This window comes from Leptotrichia sp. SK-5 (genome assembly GCF_055387215.1).
On record NZ_AP028931.1, the window covers coordinates 815,652 to 839,394 of the forward strand.

Genomic DNA, 23,743 nt, shown 5'->3' on the forward strand with positions numbered 1-23,743 from the left:
ATGAAAAAAGGTAAAATTTCAGAACCAAATTTGGAGGAGCAGGGAATTTTCCCAAAAAGGTTTAAGTCACATAACGATTCGGCGGGAATCGTATCGGATTATTTCAGGAAAAATAAGAAATTTGGAACAGAAGCGGAACTGCTGGAAAGAATGCAGAAACCTGCGGAAAATGAACTTGGAACAATTTACGTCCATACTCCATATTGTGATAAAATCTGTTCATTTTGCAACTTGAACCGAAAGCAGATTGACAATGATTTGGAAGATTACACAAATTTTCTTGTTTCAGAATTTGAAAAATACGGAAAAACACCTTATATGAAAAGCAAAAAAATAAATGTAATTTTCTTTGGTGGTGGAACACCGACTATTTATAAGGAACACCAGCTGGAACGAATTTTAAAGGCTATAAATAATAACTTTACGTTAACGGACGACTGTGAATTTACATTTGAAACAACATTGCATAACTTGAATCCAAAGAAAATAAAAATTCTGGAAAAAGGCGGAGTAAATCGGCTAAGTGTTGGAATTCAGACTTTTTCTGACAGAGGAAGGAAGATTCTGAACAGGACTTTTTCAAAGGAGGAAACGGTAAAAAGATTGAGAAATCTTAAAGAGAGTTTTAGTGGAATGGTTTGTACTGATATAATTTATAATTATCCTGATGAAACAGTTGAGGAAGTGCTGGAAGATGCGAGAATCGTGAAGGAGCTCAAAATTGACAGCACAAGTTTTTATTCGCTTATGATTTACGAAGGCTCTCAAATGTCTAAGGATATACGAAATAACACGCTGGAGCTGAATTATGAACTGAAAAAGGATTTTGAACTGCATGACGCTTTTCTCAAAAGTATGCTTGAAAATAGAGAATATGAAGTGATGGAGCATACAAAAATTGTCAGAAAAGGAAGGGATGAGTATAGATATATAAGAAATACACATCAAGGGAAGGATATTCTGCCGATTGGAGTAGGTGCAGGCGGGAAAATTGATAATTTTGAAATTTTCAGATTGAGTCAGGACAACGCATTTTATGCGATTTCTTCAGATGAAAATGAAATGAAGATGAAACGAATAAGTGGACTTTTACAGTATCCGAAAATTTATTTTGATAAATTGAAAGAATATGTTTCCGATGAAATGTTTAATGAAATTTATAAGATTCTTGAAAATTTTGAAAAAAAAGGATACTTGAAAATTCATGAAACTCACACAGAGCTCACGCCAGAAGGAATTTTCTGGGGAAACAACATAAGTGCAACAATATTAAAAAAATGTTTAGGAGGTGTAAAGGATGTCAAGCCTAGTAGTCTTTTCCACATCAACAGGAAACACAAGAAAAATAGCTGATGCCATTTTTTCAGCCTTAAAGGATACAGATAAAAAAATAGTAGATGTGAACGAAATAAAGACTGTAAATATGAATGAATTTGAGAAAATTATTATTGGTGGCTGGATTGATAAAGGAGAAATTGATGAAAAAGCCAAAGAATTTGTGACTAAGCTAAAAAATAAAAAACTTGGACTTTTTGTAACAATGGGTGGAAATCCAGAAACAGACAGAGCAAAAAACTGCTTTCAGGAAATAAAAAAATCATTGGAAAAAAATGGAAACATTGTAGAAAAAATATTTGTATGTCAAGGTGCGATTGATCCCAATCTAATAAATAAATTTCGTGAAATGACAAAACAAGGTATAGCAGGGCCTTTTGCAGTTACTCCAGAGAGAGAAGCCAGATGGGCAGAAGCGGCAAAACATCCAGACGAAAAGGATATTGAAAATGCTAAGAGAATATTTGAAGGATTGTAGAATTAAGAATAAAAAAAGGGGACAAATTATGAAAATAATTTATGTAATTGCAGGATTACTGGCAGTAGCATTGGGATTTATAGGAGTTTTTCTGCCAGGGTTGCCGACGACACCACTTTTATTATTAGCTAGCTTCTGCTTTGCAAAAGGCTCAAGGCGATTTGACAAATGGTTCAAATCAACAAAGCTGTATAAAAACCATCTGGAAGACTTTCAAAAAAACAGAAGTATGAGTTTAAAGGCCAAAATAGGAATATTACTTTTTTCAAGCGGAATGATGCTATTTCCAATAATTAAATTTAATAATCCTTATGTAAGAGGTACATTTGTTTTGCTGGAAGTTTTTAAATATTACTATTTTATTTTTAAAATAAAAACAAAATTTTAAAGAAAAGAAAAAGCTTTTGTTTTCATTGCTTAAAATAACCTAAAAAAGTAAAATTTAAGAAATAAAAATTATTAACTAAAAAAACTTAAAATAAAACTTGCAAATAAAGACTATTTACTTGAATATTTAATGAATAAATTTTTTTAAAATATGATATAATAACAAAAAAATTAGTAAATAAAAAATGAGGAAAATAAAGAAATGAAAAATTATTTAAAGGGGATAAATCAAAGACTTGGAAATATTTTTGTGAATATTCGGACTTTGGAGGAATTGGAAAGAAAGACAAAAAGTGTGGTAGATGAAAAAAAGAATGTTTTTGAGTACAATCAGAATATTAAGAAAGTAAATGATTTTATAAAAAGGGGAGAATTTGAGAAAGCAAAAAATATTCTGGAAGAGATGAAGGGGCTTCATCGGATGGGATATTATGAGCTTGGGAAGTATTATTACTTCTGTGAAGGGGATTTGAGCAAGGCAGAGAGCAATTTGTATATTGCGTTTGAAAACGGGATTGTGAAGTCTGGATATTATTTAGGGCGGCTGGAAGAAGAGAGCGGGAATGTGAATTTAGCTAGAAACTGGTATGTTACCAGTTTTAATTTTTCTGAGAAGTCTGTTATGAAGCTGTTTTATTTTGCGATAAGAGAACAAAATTTCTGGGCAATAGATGGATATTTTTATTATTTGCTGCAATACGGCGAGAGTGCTAAAAATCTATATGAATTTGCCAAATATTATTTTTGGAGAAATGATGCTGAAAAAATAAAGGAAATTCAGAATAAACTGCTGAATGAAAGCCAAATTTTGTATTTAACAAAAGAAATTTTATACAATGTTGAATGTATGCTTGGAGATGAAAAGAGCAGGGAATATATAAAGTTTGTGGAAAACGCTAAAAATCTTGAGAAATTGGGGGAAATAGAAAAAGCAGAAAAATTTTATAAAAAATCAATTGAATATAGTGAATATGGGAATGTAGAACTGGCTAAATATTATGGAAAATTTGCAGAATTTGATAAATATGAAAAACTAAAAAGGATTTTTAAAAATAATTTTCTGAAACAAATACGATCAGAAACATCTTATCAGCTTGGAAAGTACAGTGAACACGAAAACAATCTTTACGATGCGATAAAATGGTACGAAATATCTTCAAAAAATGACAATTATAAATCTTTCTATAAACTTTCAAAACTGCAAAGTCAAAAATTTTCTGAAACAGAAACAAATTTACAGAATAACTATTTTAAATATTTAAAAAACTCTGCAGATTTAGGATATGCACTAGCAATGATTGAAATGGCATTTGATTCACATTTAAACAGTCTGGAAAGTTTTGAGATGGCAGAGAAGATTTTGACACAGAATAATATTTTTGAACTAACAAAGGCAATAATGGATAAGGCAAAAATGATTTATTTTGGAAATGAAATTAAGGAAGTTTTGGAAATAAATTATGAAGAGGAAAATATGAATACGATAAAGATGTTATTTGAAAATGAGAAAAAAAGAAAACCTAATATTTTCAAATAATTAAAATATAATTTTCACTTTTTAAACAGAGTCTACCATAAACTAATCCGTCGGAACATTTGGTATTAAGATTAGTTTTAAAATTATTATTACTTAAAATAGAAAAAACCGTTTTAAATGAATTAATCAAATAAGACGGTTTTTTGTTATTTATTATAAAATATATTTAAATTTTAGTCTTTTATAACAGGTTTTAATGCTCCTAATATAAGAGCTGAAATGATACTTCCAATAATAACTGCTACTAAGTATAATAAGAAGTTATTGCTTAATACCATTACTAAAATTCCACCATGTGGAGCAGGTATTTTTATGTTGAATAAACCTGTTAATCCTCCTGCAATTGCTGAACCTACAACACTTGCTGGAATAATTGTTTTCGGATCTGCCGCCGCATAAGGAATTGCACCTTCTGTAATAAATGATAATCCCATTACATAATTTGACAGTCCAGCTTCTCTTTCCTGCTCAGTAAATTTATTTTTAAATAATGTCGATGCTAATGCAATTGCGATAGGTGGCACCATTCCTCCAGCCATAACTGCCGCCATTGGAATACTTCCGCCAGAAGACAATGTTGCTGCCAGAGAACCTACACCAAATACATAAGCTGCTTTATTTACAGGACCTCCCATATCTATTGCCATCATTCCGCCTAAAATCAATCCTAGCAATGCTGCACTTGCTCCACTCATTGAAGTAAGCCAGTTATTTAATCCTGTATTTATTATTGAAACTATCGGATTTAATACTAAAACCATACCTAGACCTGTCATTAAAACAGATAAAACAGGATAAAACAAGATCATTTTTAATCCATTTAATGATTTTGGCAAGTTTGCTAATGCTTTTACTAAAAATTTAACTACATAACCAGCTAAGAAACCTCCAGCTAACGCCCCTAAGAAACCTGAACCTCCAGCTTTTGCCATTGCTCCTGCAACTAATCCTGCTGTAAGCCCTGCTCTTTCACTTATGCTGTATGCTATATATCCTCCTAGAACAGGTATAAATAAATCAAATGCAACGCCTCCAATTTGAACTTTCAGTATGTATGCTAATGTTGTAATTGAACCGTAAATCTGTCTAGGGTCATCAGTATTTACAGATTTAGCAAGGCTTTCTGCATTTCCTTTTCCTGCCAAGGTATCAACCAAAAATGCCAACGCAATCAAGATACCTCCACTTATTACTAATGGAAGCATATAAGAAACTCCGCTTAATAAGTGTTTGTAAAGTCCTTTTTTCTCAGATGAAGATTCTTCAGAAGAAGCTGTAGAAGAACCGCTTGCATGGAAAACAGGGGCTTTTCCATCTAAAACTTGCTGAATTAATGCTTTTGCGTTGTTAATACCTTACTTTGCCTCCACTTGAATTAATGGTTTACCGTCAAATCTGTTGACTTCAATATTTCTGTTAATTGCTAAAATTACACCAGTTGCTTTTTTTATATCTTCATCAGTTAAGACATTTTTTCTTCCATCAGCACCGTTTGTTTCAACTTTTATGTTTACTCCCATTTCATCAGCTGCTTTTTTAAGTGCTTCTGCCGCCATATAAGTGTGGGCAATTCCTGTTGGGCAGGCTGTTGCTGCGATTATGTAAGGAGCATTTTCATCTGATGAAGTCTGTGCAGGTGCTGTTTCTTTCTTTTCTTCTTCTGCAAATTTTTCTGCTTCAGCCTTGTTAATAATATCCAATACTTCGTCAGCAGTTTTTGCATTTTCTAGTGCCGCTTTAAAATCATCATCTAGCAATAACTGTGATAATCTTGCAAGTGTTTCGATATGAGTGTTATTCGCACCATCTGGAGCCGCAATCATAAAGAAAAGTGTCGCAGGCTCTCCATCTAATGAGTCGTAGTCGATCCCTTCAGGTTTTCTACCCATAGCAAGTGCAGGTTTTTTTACAAATTCTGTTTTCGCATGCGGAATCGCGATTCCTTCCCCAATTCCAGTTGAACTTTGTTCCTCTCTTGTCATCAATGCCTTGACATAGCCGTCATAGTCATTTAAGACACCTGTTTTTTCATGCAATTTTGCAAGTTCTTTTATAATGTCTACTTTATTTGTAGATTTTACATCCAGATTTATTCTATCTTTAATCAGTAAATCTGATATTTTCATATTTATACCATCCTTATTAATTTTATTTTTTAAATTTATTTTTGTATTTAACATAATAAAACCACTTTAAAATTCGATTCAAAAATCATCATTATTTTACTCAAATTGAAATTTGATTTTTATTGATTTAAGTTTATTTTAGAAAGTTTCTTTTGTAATTTCAATTTCGCTGTATAATTTATTTACTAAATCTTTTTCTGCAAGTCCGTAAGAATAAGCTGTTGCACTTCCCGAAGCGACTGCCAGCCTAAATGAATCTTCTGGAGAAAGCCCTTTTACAAATCCAGCAATAAATCCTGCAACCATAGAGTCTCCCGCTCCGATTGAATTAATTAGCTGTCCTTTTGGAACCGATGCTTCCAGTACAAAGTCCTTGTTTACAAGCAATGCACCTTCGCCACCTCTGGAAAGAATAACATTTTTTACACCTTTGTCCAAAAAGAATTTACATTTTTCCACAATTTCAGCTTTTGTTTCCAATTTTTCGTTAAACATTTCCCTTAGTTCGTGAATGTTTGGTTTTACAAAAAGGTTGTTGTGAATATTGTCCTGCAGTAAATTTCCTCTTGTGTCAAGCACAATTTCCACATTGGCTTTTACATTTTCAGATAATTCTTTGTAAATTTTACTGCTAACTGAAGCAGGGATGCTTCCTGAAAGTACAAGAATATCTCCATCTTTCAAATCAGAAATTTTACTAGTCAGTTCCTGCAATTTTTCAGATGTAATTTCTGGTGAAACTCCCGTAAGTTCGGTTTCCTTGTCGTTTCCATTAACTTTTACATTAATTCTAGTATTTCCTTCAAGTTCCACAAATTCAGATTTAATGTTATCTTTTTGCAAATCTCTAATAATAAAATCTCCAACAAATCCAGCCACAAAGCCGATTGCTGTAGATTCCACATCCAGATTTTTCAATACTTTTGAAACATTAATTCCTTTTCCACCAGCTCTGTAATTAACTTCATGGGCAAGATTCAGATGTTCAGCCTGTAAGTCATTTTTCAGATACATGTCATAATCCAATGCTGGATTCAATGTCAATGTGTAAATCATAATTTTCCTCCTTAAAATTAAACATTATTTCCCATTTATTTATATCATTTGAGACTTAAAATGTCAAATTAATTAATTGTATATTTTTTCTGATTGACAATTTAGAAATTTCTATGTATAATAAATTTGGTTGTTGAAAAAGTAAATTAATTTTTTATATCTATAAGATGAAATAAAATTATGCGAGTGTGGTGGAATGGTAGACACGCTATCTTGAGGGGGTAGTGGCAGTAGCCGTATGGGTTCAAGTCCCATCATTCGCACCATTTATTTAAATGAAATTTTGTATAGGGGTATTTTAAAAAATATTTTTTTCAATAATTTTTTATTAAGTTAATTATAAAATAGAAATACTGCGAGTGTGATGGAATTGGTAGACATGCTATTTTCAGAGGGTAGTGGCAGTAGCCGTACGGGTTCGACTCCCGTCACTCGCACCACTAATAAATATATTAAAAAAATCACAGTTATTAGAGTTAGCTGTGGTTTTATTTTTTTTATGATTGTAAAAATTATTATGTGACTTTTTTGGAAATTATAAGGTAAAATGTTTAAATCTGTGTTACAATATTATCAATATTATAAAAACATAAATTTTTTAATTAAAATTTTACATAAGGAGAAAAATATGGAACAAACTGAAACATTAATAAAAATTAATAATCTTGTTACAAGTTTTCGGATAAAAGATGAATATTTTCCAGCTGTGGATAATATTTCGCTGGAACTTAGAAGAAATGAGATACTTGCGATAGTAGGGGAATCAGGATGTGGAAAAAGTACGCTTGCAACTTCTATTATTGGACTGCATAATCCGATTAACACAAAATTGACAGGGGAAATCAATTTTGAAGGGAAAAATTTGGTAGAAATTGATGAAGAAGAATACAATAAAATTAGAGGAAATAAAATTGGCATGATATTTCAAGATCCTCTATCGGCTTTAAATCCACTGATGAGAATAGGGGAACAAATTGAGGAAGGAATGATTTATCATACAAAATTGTCCAAAACCGAAAGAGAAGCTAGAATGCTGGAATTACTACAGAATGTAGGAATAAAAAATCCAAAACGTGTAGCAAGGCAATTTCCGCACGAATTATCAGGAGGAATGCGTCAAAGAGTAATGATTGCAATAGCACTTTCCTGCAAGCCTGAAATTATTATAGCCGATGAGCCGACAACAGCATTAGATGTTACAATACAGGCACAAATACTGGATTTATTAAAAACTTTGCAAAGTGAAATAAACGCTGGGATTATACTGATTACACATGATTTAGGTGTTGTTGCTGAAATGGCGGATAGAGTGGCAGTGATGTATGCTGGAGAAATTGTAGAAATTGCAAACGTAAATGATTTGTTCAATAATCCAAAACATCCCTACACGAGATCTCTGCTAAATTCAATCCCGCAACTTGACACAGAAACTGAAAAATTACACGTAATTCAAGGAATTGTTCCGTCACTAACTAAATTAGAGAGAACAGGTTGCCGTTTTTCTCAAAGAATTCCGTGGATAAAGGAAAGTGAACACGAAAAAAATCCGACATTGCATGAAGTGGAAAAAGAGCATTTTGTAAGATGTACTTGCTGGAAAAATTTTCATTTTGAAAAATAAATCATAGAGTTAACTTGTTTTTAAAGTTTTAATATAATAAATTTTTTGTTAATAAATATTTTTTCTGTATTTTCTTTTTTTATAAGTAAAGGGATTATTTGCCATTTCCTTTTATTTCGCAATACTAGTTATTATAATTTCTTCAAATTATAATATTTTAAGATATAGGCTAAAGTACTAAGCACTAATCCCGACTCGTCTAAGAATTTTTAGTTTAATTATTGCAATTAATTTAACTAAAATAAAAAACAAGCAAAATTTCGTTAAAGAAAAAATAACTGTTTGAGATTTTGGATTAAATTTTAAATTATATACAGTTATAAATGTTGAAATAATCTTAATTCAAAATCGAGTTTTATTTTTTTTTATAAGAAAGTTTTGCGTAAAGCGGGGGAGTTCGTAGAACGTTTCGCCAGTATCTCTAAGCAACAGTCAGTTAAAGATGTTAAAATAACTGTTATTGCGAAAGAGGGCATGGCGTTTGATACCTCTGCGTTAAAAAAACTAAAGATATAAAAGAAAAAAATTATTAATTAAAATAAATTAAATATTTTAAAATTTAAGTTATTAAATAATATTAAAGAAGGGAATAAATAAAAATATGAGTTTTATTGAAGTGAAAGACTTGAAGGTTCATTATCCTATTCGTGGGGGCTTTTTCAATAAGGTAATTGACCATGTGTATGCTGTGGATGGTGTTAGTTTGACTATTGAAGAAGGGAAGACTTATGGACTTGTGGGAGAGTCGGGGTCTGGAAAGTCTACGATTGGGAAAGCGATAATTGGGCTGGAGAAGATAAAAAGTGGTAAGATTATTTATGAAGGTAAGGAAATTGATGGTAAGTTTCGGAATAGAAGAAGTGAGTATAATAGGAATGTGCAGATGATTTTTCAAGATTCGTTGTCTAGCTTAAACCCTAAGAAAAGAGTGATTGACTTGATTTCTGAGCCTTTGAGAAATTTTGAGAATTTGACTTTAGATGAGGAAAAGAGGAAAGTATCAGAATTGCTGGAAATTGTAGGAATGAATAGGGAAGATATTTACAAATATCCACATGAATTTTCTGGCGGACAGAGGCAGAGGCTGGGAATTGCACGGGCTGTTGCGACTAAGCCTAAGTTGATTATTGCGGATGAGCCTGTATCGGCACTTGATTTATCGGTTCAGGCACAAGTTTTGAATTATATGAAGGATATTCAGGAGCAGTTTGGGCTAAGTTATCTTTTTATTTCCCACGATCTGGGAGTTGTAAAGCATATGTGTGATTATATGTTTATAATGTATCGTGGAAGATTTGTGGAAACTGGGACAAAAAATGATATTTATAAAAATCCTGAACATTTTTACACAAAACGCCTAATTGCTGCAATTCCAGAAGTACATCCTGAAAAAAGGCTGGAGAATAAAAAAAGAAGGATAGAAATTGAAAAGGAATATTTGAAAAATGAAAAAAAATATTATGATGAAAATGGGCGTGTCTTTGATTTAAAAAAATTAACAGATACCCATTTTGTCGCTATTAAAGATGAAATAATGCAAAATAACGGAAAAGGGGGAAAATAATCAATGTGGAAAACAGTTTTACGAAGAATTCTGGTTATGATACCGCAATTATTTATACTTAGTCTATTAATCTTTGTTCTGGCAAAACTTATGCCGGGAGATCCGTTTACTGGGCTGATTACACCACAGACTGATCCTGCGGCACTTGAAGAATTACGAAGAAAGGCAGGATTGCTGGATCCTTGGCATATTCAGTATGTAAGATGGTTAAAAAATGCCGTTTCTGGAAATTTGGGAATGAGCTACACTTATAATGTTCCTGTAAAGACGCTGATTGGGGAACGTGCAGTAAATACGTTTATTTTGTCGCTGCTTAGCCTTATTTTGACATATTGTATTGCAATACCGCTTGGAATGCTTGCTGGACGTTATCAGAACTCATTTCTTGATAAATTTGTCACATTTTATAATTATGTGAGCTATGCGATTCCGACTTTTGTGCTTTCGCTTATAATGATTTGGTTTTTTGGATATACGCTTGGATGGTTTCCGACAACTGGATCGGTGACAGCTGGACTTAGTACTGGTACTTTGGGGCATATTTTGGACAGGATTTATCACATCATATTGCCTGCAATTACGTATGCGTTGCTGGGAACAACTTGGATTGTGCAGTATTTGAGAAATGAAGTAATTGATGCCAAGAATCTGGATTATGTAAAAACGGCGAAAAGTAAAGGAGTACCTGAAAATAAAGTTTATTCAAGACATATTTTCAGAAATTCAATTTTACCGATTGCAGCGTTTTTTGGATATTCGATAACAGGGCTTCTGGGAGGTTCGATTTTTATTGAAAAAATATTCAGTTATCCTGGAATGGGAGGACTATTTGTAAATTCAATTATAACACGGGATTACAGCGTTGTCACAGCATTAATACTGCTGTTTGGATTTTTAACATTGCTTGGAAGTTTGCTTTCAGATATTATTCTTAGCATTGTTGATCCTAGAATTAGAATAGAGTAGGTGGTGAAAAAATGTCTAATAATAAAATTTTAAAGGAAAATAATGAAAAAGCAGAAAATTTTGATGAAATTAAGAAAAGCAGCAAGCCGACTGGAATTAGTGTTATTGTAAGAGAGATTTTAAAAGATAAATTGGCACTTGCTTCACTTATTATTCTTGTAATTCTTTTTGGAATAATTTTTATTGGATCGCTTTTTGCAAATCAGGAGGAAATTATGAAAATAAGCCTTCTGGATAAATATGCCATTCCTATGAAAGAGGGATTTTGGCTAGGTTCTGATTCTGGAGGGCGTTCAATACTGGGTCAGCTGATACTAGGTGCCAGAAACTCGATTATTATTGGTTTTACAATAACAATTCTGACATCAGGAATTGGAATATTTTTTGGACTGATTGCAGGATATTATGGAAAATGGGTGGATAATGTAATTATGAGGGTTATCGACTTTATTACAATTTTGCCTACACTTATGATAATTATTGTGTTTGTAACCATTGTTCCAAAGTATACTATAGCAACTTTTGTGCTGATAATGAGTGCGTTTTACTGGGTTGGAGCAGCAAGGCTGATTAGAAGCAAGGCACTTGCAGAAAGTCAAAAAGATTATATTTTGGCTTCAAAAACTATGGGGACAAAGGATTTTACGATAATTTTCAGGGAAATACTGCCTAACTTGAGTTCAATTATAATTGTAGAATTGACATTAGGTTTTGCTGGAAATATTGGAATTGAAACAGGGCTTAGTTTTCTTGGCTTTGGATTACCTCTTTCTACTCCGAGCCTTGGGACTTTGGTTGGTTATGCGGCAGATCCGGAAGTATTGTCAACAAAATTATGGATATGGCTTCCAGCGTCAATATTAATTTTAATTATGATGCTATGTATTAATTATATCGGACAGGCTTTAAACAGGGCAGCTGACGCAAAACAGAGAAGAGGATAAAATAAAAAAGGAGAACAGTATGAAAAAATGGAAATTAATAATTACGTTTCTTGTATTGATATTCGCAGTTTCGTGTAATCCTGGTAAAAAGAGAAGTGAAATGCCAGGTGCAAAACTAAATTTATCACTATTTCCAGAAAAAATATCAAACAATGAGCCTGCGATAGAAGGTGGGACTTTACAAGTGGCGTTAGTAAAGGATGATCCGTTGGTTGGAGTTTTTAATGAAACATTTTATTCTGATGGTTACGATGGTGAGATTATCTCAATGTTTTTAAGCTCGGGTATATTTGAAGTGGATGAAAATTTTGAAATAACAGATACAGGAGCGACTACTCTTACAGTTGATGCAAAAAATAAAAAAGCTACAATAAAAATAAAAGATGGTGTGAAGTGGTCTGATGGACAGCCTCTGACTGCTGATGACATTATTTTCCCCTATGAAATTGTAGGACATAAAGATTATACAGGGGTGCGGTATACTGAAGAAAGTCAAAAGATTGTTGGAATGAAGGAATATCACGATGGGAAAGCCCCAAATATTTCAGGTATAAAAAAAATAGATGATAAAACAGTGGAAATTTCTTTTTTACAACTAGGACAAAGCATTTATACAGTTGCAAACGGACTGGTTGGAAATGCATTACCGAAGCACTATTTAAAAGGTATTCCAATAAAAGAATTGATTTCATCGGATAAAATTAGAATGAAACCAGTAACATTAGGACCATATAATTTAACAAAAGTTTCACGTGGAGAAAGTCTAGAATTTACAGCAAATCCTTATTATTACAAAGGAAAGCCGAAAATTGAAAAGGCAATAGTGCAAGTAGTAAATTCACAATCTATAGTGGCGGCATTAAAAGCTGGGAAATATGATTTTGTAATTAGCATGCCTGATTCTCTTTACAATAATTATAAAGATTTTAAAAATATAGAAACATTAGGACAACAGGATTTGTATTATTCGTATTTGGCCTTTAAATTGGGGCATTATGATAAATCAAAAGGAGAAAATGTGACAGATCCGAATGCCAAGATGTCGGATTTAAGATTACGTCAAGCTCTTGTGCATGCGATAAATGTTGAGGAAATAGCACATGCGTTTTATTTTGGGTTAAGGCAGGAAGCAACTTCAGCAATCCCTCCTGTTTTCAAGAAATATTTTCCAAAGGACTTGCAAGGTTATCCTTATAATCCTGAAAAAGCAAAACAGCTGCTGGATGAAGCGGGATATAAGGATGTAAATGGAGATGGAATCCGTGAAGATAAACATGGAAAGCCCTTTGAAATAAAGATGGCATTTATGGCAGGAGGGGATGTAGCAGAACCACTTGCTCAAAACTACATTCAAAGCTGGAAAAAAATAGGGATAAAAGCAGTTCTTACATCAGGAAGATTGCTCGCTTTCCAGAATTTTTATGAAAAAGTACAAGGAGATTCTAAAGACATAGATGTATTCTTTGGAGCTTGGGGAGTTGGAACAAGTCTAGATCCAACTGGATCAGCAGGAAGAAAATCCCAGCTTAACTTTTCTCGTTTTGCATCAGAAGAAAATGACAGGCTAATAGGTGAAATATTAGGAGAAAAATCATTAACAGTTCCAAATTATAAAGTGGAAGCCTACAAAAACTGGCAAAAATACTACATTGGGCAAGCGGCGGAAGTTCCGTTAATGTACAGATATAAACTTTATCCAGTAAATAAAAGATTAAAAAATGTTTATATTGGATATGATTCATCAAAAAAAGATGAGGGCATTCATAAGTGGGAATTAACGGCTATTACTCCAATGAGATAGTTTTTTACAGGATTTTATATAACTTTATTTTCTTTTATAAATAAAAATAAAATAAATAATAAAAAATGTAAGGGCATGATAATAACTGTGCCCTTACTTGAAAATATAATATAAAAATTTAAAATTTGGTTTGATTTTGAGATGGTTTTATTGTGGTTTAGAGATAGGTTAAAACAATGTGTAAATAAAATCAAGATTATATATTTTTCAATACTATTTTCAACATTTCATCATTTATATCTTCTATTGTTCTCAAATTGTCTTTATTAACACATGAAATCACATTCCAGCTGTATTTTTCTGATAAATCTTTAGCAACTTTATATGCATTTTTCAAATAATTTTTGTCCTTTTCATGAATATCTTTCTCTTTTTCACCAGTTATTTTATTTTCTCTATCTTTCATAAGTTTTTGACTAAATTCAAAAGGAATGTCTAGAAAAAATACAATATCTGGTTTTGGTATTTGAATTTTACTCCATTCCAAATCTATTAACCAATCCAAATATTTTTCACGTTCAGATTTTTCTAGAATTTTCGGAATTTGATGAATCATATTTGAAATAGTGTATCTATCACTAATTACAATTCCACCATTATTGTAAAATTCTTCCCATTCTGTCTTAAACGAAGCGAATCTATCAACTGAATAAAGCACGGAAGCCGCGTAAGCATTCACACTTTCAGCTGTTTTTCCAAATTCACCTGCAAGATACATTTTTACTGGTTCAGAGGACCTGCTTTCATAATTTGGAAAGGATATTTTTTTTACATTATTTTCACCTTTTATTTCTTTTAACTTCTTGCATAGTAATTCTGTTTGTGTTTGTTTTCCACTTCCATCTGTACCTTCAATAATTATTAATTTTCCCATTTTTAATTTCCTTGTTTATTTATGTTTAACTGTATTTTTATTTTATAAATTTTATTTTTCATTGTCTAGTATTGAAACAGAACGATGAGCAACAGAAGTTATAACTTCATTAAACTGTAATATTCCCACACTCAAAAATATTGCTACAGCCAAATGTTCCCCTTCTCTTGCCAGCCCAATTTTCCCACCAACACTAAGCCCATTTATAATCGCTTCAATTTGACTCATTGCCTCTCGCATTGCACCAATTACTGCACCATCGTGAGCATGCACATCCTGAATCAGATTATTTCGTTTTGCTGCTATTAATGCACTTTCAATAAATTTAAAACGAGACTGTGGCATAGCACCACCAACATTTACAGCAGCAGTTTTTATCCCAATTTTTTTGTAGTCTTGCATTAATTTTTTTTCTTCATCACGTGAAGAAATAGCCATTTTTAAAGCTGTTCTGCATATTTCTACACTTTTATTATTTTCTTCCATTTTTGGAATCTCCTTAAAGATATATTTTTTTATTTAAATTAATCATTTAGTTTTTTCATTTATTAACAATTCCACAGCTTCTACATATCCTTCCTTACCTTTACCATAAATCTGGGCAATACAAGCAGGTGCTGTAACTGAAGTTTTTCTAAAAGCTTCTCTTTCGTGAATATTACTTAAATGTACCTCTACAGTTGGAATGAAAATTGATTTTATTGCATCAAAAATTGCATAGCTGTAATGAGTATAAGCTCCAGGATTTATTACAATGCCATCAAAGTTTCTGAAATATGCCGACTGTAAAAAATCAATAATTTTTCCTTCAGAATTTGATTGCAAAATATCTATTCTTACTTTTTTATCAGAAAATTTATCTTTTATATAGCTGCAAATACTTTCATAATCATCATTTCCATAAATATCCTTTTCTCTAATTCCCAAAAAGTTTAAGTTAGGACCATTTATAATCATTATTTTTTTCATTTTTTATTTGCCATCCTTATTTTTTATTTTAAAGTTTTCCTTTTAAAGCAGTAATTATTCTATCAACAATTATACTCATATCATCATTATTTTTTATAATAATATCCGAATATTTTTTATACAAGTCTATTCTTTCATCGTATAATTTCTGAATATTATTAATATCTTGTAAAAGAGGACGATGTTTATGGTTTTCTTTAGAAATATCATTAATTTCTCTATTTAGAAATATTACAATTCCATTTTTTTTCAAAATATCAATATTTTCTTTCTTTTTAACGGCTCCACCGCCTGTTGAAATTATAAGACCTTCTTTTTCCGATAATTCCTTCAAATATTTAGTTTCAAGATTTCGAAAATATTCTTCCCCCTCATTTGAGAAAATGTCTGAAATAATACGATTTTCCTTTTCTTCCAAATATTTATCTGTATCCAAAAGTGGATAACCAATTTTTTTGGATAGCCAATATCCAATCGTACTTTTTCCACAGGCAGGCATTCCAATTAATACAATATTTTTCATAAACTGTTTACCTTTTCTTTATGTTTTTTTGTTTTCAAAATTACATTCTTTTAAACTGATTTTCGCTTTCTACATACTTATAACCAGCTTCACTAAATTTGTTTAGAAGCCAATCTTTATCAACGCCGTAATAATTTATCAAATCATCCAAATCTAAAAATTCATCTCGTAATTTCATATTTATAAGGCTATAAAGCAGCATTATATCTTGTGTCTCAAAATTTATCATTTTTTCTCCTAATTTTTATAATTTTACAAAATTATTTTTACTTTCGATTCGTCATTTTCATCAATATTTTCAATTATAACATTTTTACTTGTATCTGAAAATAAAGTATAATATTCATTTCCACGTTTTTCCAAAAAATCTCCAATTCTTATATTTTCTGTACCGAGATTTCCAACAACTTCGTAAACTTCATTATAAATTGTTTCCAAAAATCCAATATCAAAAATTGTGAATAATTGTGGTTCATTGTCTATTCTGAAAAATGCTTTTTCAGGAACGATGAAATACAATGTTGACTCATAACCCATATTTATTCCAAAGATGATATGTCCACGGTGTTCTAGCTCATAATTTACAATTGAGTACAAAATATCAACAAGAGATTCATCATACTCGAGCTCTTTTGAACGGATACTTTCCCAATTTATATTTAAATCATCAGGATTTATGCCTTTTTTTATAAGTAAGTTTCTAAATCCTTCAGTATAGCCTTTTGTCATAAATTTGTAAAAATAGCTGTCAGAATATTTTATTAAATATTGGTAATAAAAGTCTGAAAAAGTTGCAATTTTATTTTCACTGTTTTCGTCACTTAGAAATTCTTCACCAAAATATTTTTTTACAGTTTCTTCAGGTTCAAATAAATATTCTCTTCTAGCCTCTACATATTTCAAAAAGTTATCTGAATTTAACACTTCCGCAGCAAAATCGTCAAGTTCATTATAAACAGATAAGTCAAGATGTTTAGTTTTATCAGCTAAGTTTATGTATTTTCGATCCTTCAAGATTTTCTTTTCTTCCTCTATTGGATTTTCTAAAGTATAAACTTTCTCATCTTTTTCCTCATTTACATTTTTAACATCTTGATTGTTGTTAAAGTTTTTTTCACTCATTTTGGCTCCTTCCGATTTTTAACTTTTTATTTATTAATTTATTTTTCTTCTTTTTTCTCAATTGATTGAATTATAAATTTAATATTTGATATATTTTCAAATTTTACTATTTTTTTCAATTTTTCCTTATTGCCATACGACAATGAAGAAGTGTTAATATAATCATCAAACCATTTGTCATAGTTATTATATAGTTTTCTAAGTTTTTTTAGACTTGATTTTGAAGCAGCTGCAGCCTTTTTCATTTCTTTTCCTTCAGTTCCTCTTACCTCCAGTAGTCTTTCCAGTTTGTCGTATTCTTCATCTACAATTGTCTGCATTTTACTAGATGCCATTTTTTTGTACTCTTCTTTATCAATTTTATCCCCTGCACTGTATAAATAATCATAAATTGCATTTATATTCTCATCTACAGTTTTTGGATCTTTTTCAGCTTCAAGATAAGTATTCATATTTAAGTTAAATGTTTCCAAAAGTAAGTAATTATTAGTGTAGGCATACGACTGAAATTCTCCTGTATCAGCCAAAAAGGCTCCAAATGCATTTTGTAAAAATTTTCGATATTCCAAAACATAATCGCTATAATATGCATACATTGTTCTAAAGTTAGAACGTCGATTTCCCGAAAGTCTTGCAAACTCCTTGTCAAAATATGCACGGTTTTCATTATATAAATTTGTCATTACTTCTGTATAAGTTGAATTTGCAACAGCCGTCTTATCTTTGGAGGAATTAAAATTTTTATCAAAAATCACTTTCTGTCTTTCATTTCCTGCATCAATAATTTCCTTATTTGTTCCTGCAAAACTAATACTTGCAAGAACTAATATTCCCAATATTATTTTTTTAAACATCAAATTTTCCTTTCTTCTCAACTCTTTTTTTATTTTTATTTATATAATTTTTCTGCCAATCTTTTATGAATTTCTTTTAAAATTTCTGACCCATATTCTTCATTATGCCAAATTTCTTCAGACTTTATTGCCTGTGAAATAAGCATTGTAAGTCCATTAGCCACTTTTACGCCTCTTAACTTGTATTTTGCCATAAGAACCGTTTCTTCGGGATTGTAAACAATATCCACAACTGCATTCGCATTAATCAAATTTTTCCCTTCGAGCGGGCAATTGTCAACCGCTGGGTACATTCCGACCGGAGTACAGTTTACAATTAATTCAATATCCCGTAATGATGAAATTGTTGAATAATGAATTAATCTATCTTGTGTTCTAGTCTTAAATGGGTCATTTTCAATAATTGTAGCAAGATAAATATTTTCTGCTCCCTTATCAATCAATGCATTGTAAATAGCCTTTGAAGCTCCCCCAGTTCCTAAAATAAGCACTTTTTTAGCATTCACATCAATGTCATTTAATTCTAGCGTTTTCAAAAATCCAAAGTAATCAGAGTTATCTCCAATCAATTTTCCATCCCTTAATGTTATCGTGTTTACTGCACCAATTTTCTTAGCCGTTTCTGATACTTCATCCAAATATTTAATAACTTCCAGTTTATACGGAATTGTAACATTAATCCCATTAAATTCCCCATTTCTCACACTTTCCAGTAATTCTTCAATTTCATCAATCTCCCTTTCAATCATTTTATAGCTAGCTTTTTTTCCAGTCAGCTCAAAAAAGATTTCATGAATTTCTTTTGAATAACTATGTCCCAATTTTTCCCCTAATAATCCATATTTTTCCATATTTTCCTCTTTTCCACATAATTAAACTTTCAAACTATCCAATTCTTCTGCTGTTAATTCCCGATATTCCCCCAATTTTAAATTTTCATCTAGCAAAAGATTTCCCATTTTCATCCGTTTCAAATAAAGAACTTCATTATTAACAGCTTTAAACATTCTCTTTACCTGATGAAACTTCCCTTCAGAAATTGTTATATATGCCAAATATTCATTGTTTTCACTATTATTACAAATTATTTCGACTTTTGCGTTTTTGGTTATAAAATTTTCTTCTAATTTTATTCCATTTTCAAGCGTTTTTATGTCCTCTTCAGTAAGAGGATTGGCAATTTTTACATAATATTTTTTATCTACATGTTTTTTTGGAGAAAGTAAATTATGCGACAAAATTCCATCATTTGTAAGTAAGAGCAGACCTTCCGTATCAATATCAAGCCGTCCGACTGGAAAAATATCGTAAGTTCTGTACTCATCGTTTAACAAGTCAATAACAGTTTTGTGATGATTGTCCTCCGTTGCGGAAATCACTCCAGCGGGTTTATTCATCATAATGTAGACAAATGGCTTGTAATGAATAATGTTATCTTCATATTTTACAATATCTTTTTCTTCATCAATCTGAATTTTTCCATCTTTTACAAAAGCATCATTAACACTTATTTTCTTATTTTTCAGTATTTCCTTGACTTCTTTCCTTGTTCCAATTCCTGAATTTGCCAAAAATTTATCCAATCTCATTTTGCATTCAGACTCCTTCAAAATTAATCTTGTACCTAAAAATGTAAATAAACACATATTTTGAAACAAATAATACAACTTTTGCTTTTAATCTTAATTTATCACGTTTTTTTATATTTTCAAATTATATAATTTGTAATTCCCCAAAATTTGTAAGTAATTTGATTTTTCTCTCATTTCCTCGAGTGCCATTTTTACCTTTTCATCAGCCATATTACCTTCAAAATCAATATAAAAATAATATTCCCAAGGTTTATTTACCCTCGGACGTGATTTTAGATTTACCATATTCAGCCCATATTTATAAAATATCTGCAGTAACTCTATCAAGGCCCCTGATTCATTCTTTGCACTCGTTACAATGCTAATTTTATCACTTTCGTCAATTACAATGCTCTCATTTGAAATCACAAAAAATCTTGTATAATTTTCCTCTTCGTTATTGATATTTTGTTTCAATAGTTCTAAATCGTACATTTCTTTTGTTTTCATATTTGCAATACAGGCGTTTTCCTTTTGGTTTTTTGACTCAATATATTTTCCGCTAATTGCAGTATTTGTCATTCGATTAAGATGCCACTCTTGCTTTGATAAAAATTCTGAACATTGCATAAAAGCCTGTTCGTGAGAATAAACATTCTTTATATCTTCGATTTTGCTTCCTTTTACACCAAGCAAGTTGTGTGAAATCTTATGTCTGACTTCTCCGATTATGTGGATATTTTTTGTATTTATCAAGTCAATGCTGTCCCGCACTTCTCCAACGATAGAATTTTCTATCGGCAATATTGCAAGATCAATTTGATTAGTATGCACGGCTTCTACTAAATCCTTGTGTGAATTAAAATGAAAGATATTTTTATTTTCTTCAATATTGGAAAAATTTGAATTTTTGTTATTTTTGAGCAAGTTCATAAGCACTTCGTAAGCATAAGAACCTGGTACTCCGGTATATCCCAGTTTTTTATTTTCCAATTCCAAGTCATTCACATATTTAGTAGAAATCCCAATTTTAAACTTTTGGTACTCTTTGCTGGAATTCATAATATCCTTTAAGATAAGTTCGATATAATGGTTCAGCTCCTTATTTTTAACTCTTTTGAGATTCTTTTTAATAACTTCCTTTTCCCGTTCCTCATCAAAAATTTTCTTTCCAGTATTTTTTTTAAATTGTGCCACTTCCTGTACAATATACAGCCTTTCCTCAAGTAATTCTACAAGCTGTCTATCCAGTTTGTCTATTCTTTCTCGAATTTCTCCTAAATCCAAATTTTTATTTATATCCATTCATCATACCTTTTTCTTCTATAAGAATAATTTATTTTTATTATAACACAGCTTTTTTAATTTTTCTTTAGAGTATATTAGAAATTAAATTATTTATTGATTACAATAAATAATCTTCTGCTTAGTATAAATTATACTAGAATAAACTCGAAAAATCAAGGAAAATAAAAAAAGGGGCATTTCTAAAATTAATTAAAAATAACTCCTTTTTTATTAAATCATATTTTATTTTTTAGATTAATCTTCTATATAGTCATGAACTTCAACTGACTCAATATTCCAAATTTCTTTTGCATATTCGGCAATTGTTCTGTCTGAACTGAATTTACCTGCATTTGCAATATTTTTAAGAGCTTTTCTAGTCCATTCTCTTTTATCTTTGAAGGCATTTTGAAGCCTATCTTGTGCTTCTCTATATGATGCGAAATCTTTTAATAGGAAATATACATCCGGACGAGAACCATCTACTCCGTATAATAATGAATTTTGTAATTCTCTGAAGATTCCTGTATGGTTATCGTCATAAGTTCCGTCACCTAGCTGATCCACAACTTTTTTAAGGCCTTCTACGCTGTTATATTCGTCAAATGGATTATACCCTCCATGTGCTTGATAATTTTCCACTTCCTGTGCTAAAAGTCCAAAGATAAATGCATTGTCAAGTCCAACTTCTTCAACAATTTCCACATTTGCTCCGTCCATTGTTCCGATAGTTAATGCACCGTTTAGCATAAATTTCATATTACCAGTTCCAGATGCTTCTTTACTTGCTGTAGAAATTTGTTCTGATACATCTGCTGATGGGAATATTTTCTCTGCAAGTGAAACTCTATAGTTTTCAAGGAATACAACTTTGATTTTTCCGTTAATGTCGCTGTCGTTATTTACTTTTTCTGCAACGGCATTGATTAATTTGATAATTCCTTTTGCACGTCTATATCCAGCAGCTGATTTTGCTCCAAAGATAAATGTTCTTGGCTCAACATCCAAATATGGATTTTCTTTTAATCTGTTGTACAAGTCCATAATATGAAGTACATTTAACAGCTGTCTTTTGTACTCATGCAACCTCTTAACTTGAATATCAAAGATAGAATGAGGATTTACTTCAATTCCTGTAGTATCTTTTATATATTTAGCCAATTTTTCCTTATTGTGCAGTTTAATTTCAGCAATTCTGCTTAAAACATTGTCATCGTCCAAGTATTGTTCTAATTTTTTAAGTTCATATAAATCTGTAACCCACTTGTCTCCAATTAACTCAGTAATTAACGCTGCTAACTCAGGATTTGCTTTTAATAGCCATCTTCTTTGAGTAATTCCATTTGTTTTGTTTAGGAATTTTTCAGGATATAATTCATTCCATTCTTTTAATTCACTGTTTTTAAGAATTTCTGTATGCAGTGCCGCAACTCCATTTACTTTATGCGATCCTACGATTGCAAGCCATGCCATTCTAACTTGTCCATTTCCAATGATTGACATTTTGTTGATTCTTTCCCAATCTCCTGGATATTTTTGCTGCAATTCTGCGATAAATCTTCTGTTAATTTCTTCAATAATTTGGTAAGCTCTTGGCAATAATGGCTGGAATAGTGAAATATCCCATTTTTCCAATGCTTCTGACAAAATTGTATGGTTTGTGTAAGCAAATACATTTTTACAAATGTTCCAAGCTTCATCCCATCCTAATTTTTCCTTATCCAGGAAAATTCTCATCAATTCAGGAATTGCAACTACTGGGTGAGTGTCATTTAACTGAATTGCAACTTTGTCTGCAAATTTAGAAAAATCGTTTCCAAATACAGATTTATATCTTCTGATAATGTCCTGTAATGAAGCTGATGTAAAGAAGAACTGCTGTTTTAATCTTAATTGTTTTCCATCTTTTTCAGTATCATTTGGATACAATACTCTTGAAATATCTTCAGCTTGAACTGCTTTTGCAGAAGCCTGTAAATAAGTTTGATCATTGAATAATTTTAAGTCAAATCCTTCAGGCGATCTTGCTTCCCACAATCTCAACGTATCTACAGTATCGTTTCCATAACCGATAACTGGCACATCATAAGGTACAGCATGAACTGTTTCGGTATTTACACGTTTAAAGTATTCTTTCCCAAATTCATCACGATGAACTTCAATTTGTCCGCCAAATTTCACTTCAAATACTCTGTCCATTCTTTTTATTGACCAAGGATCTCCGTATTTTGTCCAGTCATCTGGGTATTCCATTTGGAACCCATTTTCAATTTTTTGCTCAAACATTCCATATTTGTACCTAAGTCCATATCCATGTCCCGGCAATGCCAATGTTGCAAGCGAATCAAGAAAACATGCAGCAAGTCTTCCAAGCCCTCCGTTTCCAAGTCCTGCATCCATCTCACGATCTTCAATTTTGTTAATATCTACGCCTAATTCATTCAATGTTTCTTTTATAACGTCATTAATTTGTAAATTAATCAGATTATTCCCCAAAAATCTTCCCATTAGGAATTCTGCTGAAAAATAGTACGTTTGTTTTACCTGTTTTTTAGCATAAGTTTTTTTAGTATTGTACCATTTTTCCATTGCGTAATCCAAAGCTACTTTTGAAATTGCATTATATAACTCAAATTCATGAGCTTCTTCAAGAGTTTTTCCATATTGCCTTCTCAGTTCCCTAAGAATACTGTTCTTTAATTCAGCTTTATCAATTTTCATATTTCCT

Annotated in this window: 21 protein-coding genes, 2 tRNA genes and 1 pseudogene; 11 read left to right on the forward strand and 13 right to left on the reverse strand. The window is 31.3% G+C overall.

From position 1 onward, the window contains the following. The 4 genes from ACZ5B9_RS04090 to ACZ5B9_RS04105 all read left to right on the forward strand — a co-directional run bounded on the left by ACZ5B9_RS04090 (window position 1) and on the right by ACZ5B9_RS04105 (window position 3,737). Window positions 1-1,353, forward strand: coding sequence for a radical SAM protein (locus ACZ5B9_RS04090; protein ID WP_464423467.1), 1,353 nt, complete (start codon window positions 1-3; stop codon window positions 1,351-1,353). Beyond that, entirely contained in the window at window positions 1,298-1,813 is a 516-nt protein-coding gene (locus ACZ5B9_RS04095) for a flavodoxin family protein (RefSeq protein ID WP_464423468.1), read from the forward strand. Before ACZ5B9_RS04090 ends, ACZ5B9_RS04095 begins: the two co-directional genes overlap by 56 nt. A 28-nt stretch (window positions 1,814-1,841) precedes the next feature. After that, window positions 1,842-2,201, forward strand: coding sequence for a YbaN family protein (locus ACZ5B9_RS04100; protein ID WP_464423469.1), 360 nt, complete (start codon window positions 1,842-1,844; stop codon window positions 2,199-2,201). Window positions 2,202-2,402: 201 nt separating this feature from the next. Further along, window positions 2,403-3,737, forward strand: a complete 1,335-nt coding sequence (locus tag ACZ5B9_RS04105) for a hypothetical protein (protein ID WP_464423470.1) — start codon at window positions 2,403-2,405, stop codon at window positions 3,735-3,737. Between the two features lie 173 nt (window positions 3,738-3,910). Here the strand turns inward: ACZ5B9_RS04105 and ACZ5B9_RS04110 are convergent. Both ACZ5B9_RS04110 and pfkB read right to left on the reverse strand, forming a co-directional pair. After that, window positions 3,911-5,863: pseudogene (locus ACZ5B9_RS04110) on the reverse strand (PTS fructose transporter subunit IIABC). Between the two features lie 138 nt (window positions 5,864-6,001). Then, window positions 6,002-6,919 carry a 1-phosphofructokinase gene (gene pfkB, locus ACZ5B9_RS04115; RefSeq protein ID WP_006804823.1) on the reverse strand — a complete coding sequence of 306 codons (918 nt, stop codon included), beginning with the start codon at window positions 6,917-6,919 and terminating at the stop codon, window positions 6,002-6,004. 182 nt (window positions 6,920-7,101) lie between these two features. On the opposite strand from pfkB, the gene ACZ5B9_RS04120 reads away from it, so the two are divergent. The 7 genes from ACZ5B9_RS04120 to ACZ5B9_RS04150 all read left to right on the forward strand — a co-directional run bounded on the left by ACZ5B9_RS04120 (window position 7,102) and on the right by ACZ5B9_RS04150 (window position 13,815). Next, window positions 7,102-7,185, forward strand: a tRNA-Leu gene (locus ACZ5B9_RS04120). Window positions 7,186-7,274: 89 nt separating this feature from the next. Beyond that, a tRNA-Leu gene (locus ACZ5B9_RS04125) sits at window positions 7,275-7,359 on the forward strand. 188 nt (window positions 7,360-7,547) lie between these two features. Next, on the forward strand, window positions 7,548-8,540 hold the full coding sequence (locus tag ACZ5B9_RS04130) for an ABC transporter ATP-binding protein (protein ID WP_464423471.1): 993 nt from the start codon (window positions 7,548-7,550) through the stop codon (window positions 8,538-8,540). Window positions 8,541-9,141: 601 nt separating this feature from the next. Beyond that, a complete protein-coding gene (locus ACZ5B9_RS04135) occupies window positions 9,142-10,104 on the forward strand; it encodes an ATP-binding cassette domain-containing protein (RefSeq protein ID WP_464423472.1) in 963 nt (320 codons plus the stop codon). A 3-nt stretch (window positions 10,105-10,107) separates the two neighbouring features. After that, a complete protein-coding gene (gene opp4B / locus ACZ5B9_RS04140; RefSeq protein WP_372583056.1) occupies window positions 10,108-11,070 on the forward strand; it encodes an oligopeptide ABC transporter permease in 963 nt (320 codons plus the stop codon). Window positions 11,071-11,081: 11 nt separating this feature from the next. After that, window positions 11,082-12,014, forward strand: a complete 933-nt coding sequence (locus tag ACZ5B9_RS04145) for an ABC transporter permease (RefSeq protein ID WP_464423473.1) — start codon at window positions 11,082-11,084, stop codon at window positions 12,012-12,014. Window positions 12,015-12,033: 19 nt separating this feature from the next. Further along, entirely contained in the window at window positions 12,034-13,815 is a 1,782-nt protein-coding gene (locus tag ACZ5B9_RS04150; RefSeq protein ID WP_464423474.1) for an oligopeptide ABC transporter substrate-binding protein, read from the forward strand. 196 nt (window positions 13,816-14,011) lie between these two features. On the opposite strand, the gene ACZ5B9_RS04155 is transcribed toward ACZ5B9_RS04150, so the two are convergent. From ACZ5B9_RS04155 to ACZ5B9_RS04205, 11 genes are all read right to left on the reverse strand, one after another. After that, window positions 14,012-14,689, reverse strand: coding sequence for a dTMP kinase (locus ACZ5B9_RS04155; protein WP_464423475.1), 678 nt, complete (start codon window positions 14,687-14,689; stop codon window positions 14,012-14,014). Between the two features lie 51 nt (window positions 14,690-14,740). Further along, complete coding sequence (locus ACZ5B9_RS04160) at window positions 14,741-15,175, reverse strand: HutP family protein (RefSeq protein ID WP_314291551.1); 435 nt, start codon at window positions 15,173-15,175, stop codon at window positions 14,741-14,743. A 42-nt stretch (window positions 15,176-15,217) separates the two neighbouring features. Continuing rightward, window positions 15,218-15,658, reverse strand: coding sequence for a type II 3-dehydroquinate dehydratase (gene aroQ, locus ACZ5B9_RS04165; RefSeq protein ID WP_464423476.1), 441 nt, complete (start codon window positions 15,656-15,658; stop codon window positions 15,218-15,220). 28 nt (window positions 15,659-15,686) lie between these two features. Next, window positions 15,687-16,181, reverse strand: coding sequence for a shikimate kinase (locus tag ACZ5B9_RS04170; RefSeq protein ID WP_021770205.1), 495 nt, complete (start codon window positions 16,179-16,181; stop codon window positions 15,687-15,689). 40 nt (window positions 16,182-16,221) lie between these two features. Then, window positions 16,222-16,410 carry a DUF4250 domain-containing protein gene (locus ACZ5B9_RS04175; RefSeq protein ID WP_464423477.1) on the reverse strand — a complete coding sequence of 63 codons (189 nt, stop codon included), beginning with the start codon at window positions 16,408-16,410 and terminating at the stop codon, window positions 16,222-16,224. A gap of 23 nt (window positions 16,411-16,433) precedes the next feature. After that, window positions 16,434-17,303, reverse strand: a complete 870-nt coding sequence (locus ACZ5B9_RS04180; protein WP_464423478.1) for a hypothetical protein — start codon at window positions 17,301-17,303, stop codon at window positions 16,434-16,436. A 38-nt stretch (window positions 17,304-17,341) separates the two neighbouring features. Next, a complete protein-coding gene (locus ACZ5B9_RS04185) occupies window positions 17,342-18,157 on the reverse strand; it encodes a hypothetical protein (protein WP_464423479.1) in 816 nt (271 codons plus the stop codon). A gap of 35 nt (window positions 18,158-18,192) precedes the next feature. Further along, a complete protein-coding gene (gene aroE, locus ACZ5B9_RS04190) occupies window positions 18,193-19,008 on the reverse strand; it encodes a shikimate dehydrogenase (RefSeq protein ID WP_464423480.1) in 816 nt (271 codons plus the stop codon). Between the two features lie 21 nt (window positions 19,009-19,029). Further along, the gene (locus tag ACZ5B9_RS04195; protein WP_464423481.1) at window positions 19,030-19,746 is read right to left on the reverse strand and encodes a pseudouridine synthase; all 717 of its coding nucleotides are present in this window, start codon (window positions 19,744-19,746) and stop codon (window positions 19,030-19,032) included. A 111-nt stretch (window positions 19,747-19,857) separates the two neighbouring features. After that, entirely contained in the window at window positions 19,858-21,033 is a 1,176-nt protein-coding gene (locus tag ACZ5B9_RS04200) for a chorismate mutase (RefSeq protein WP_464423482.1), read from the reverse strand. Window positions 21,034-21,270: 237 nt separating this feature from the next. After that, window positions 21,271-23,736: a glycogen/starch/alpha-glucan phosphorylase gene (locus tag ACZ5B9_RS04205; protein WP_464423483.1), complete on the reverse strand. Its 2,466-nt coding sequence runs from the start codon at window positions 23,734-23,736 to the stop codon at window positions 21,271-21,273. Window positions 23,737-23,743: the final 7 nt, after the last annotated feature.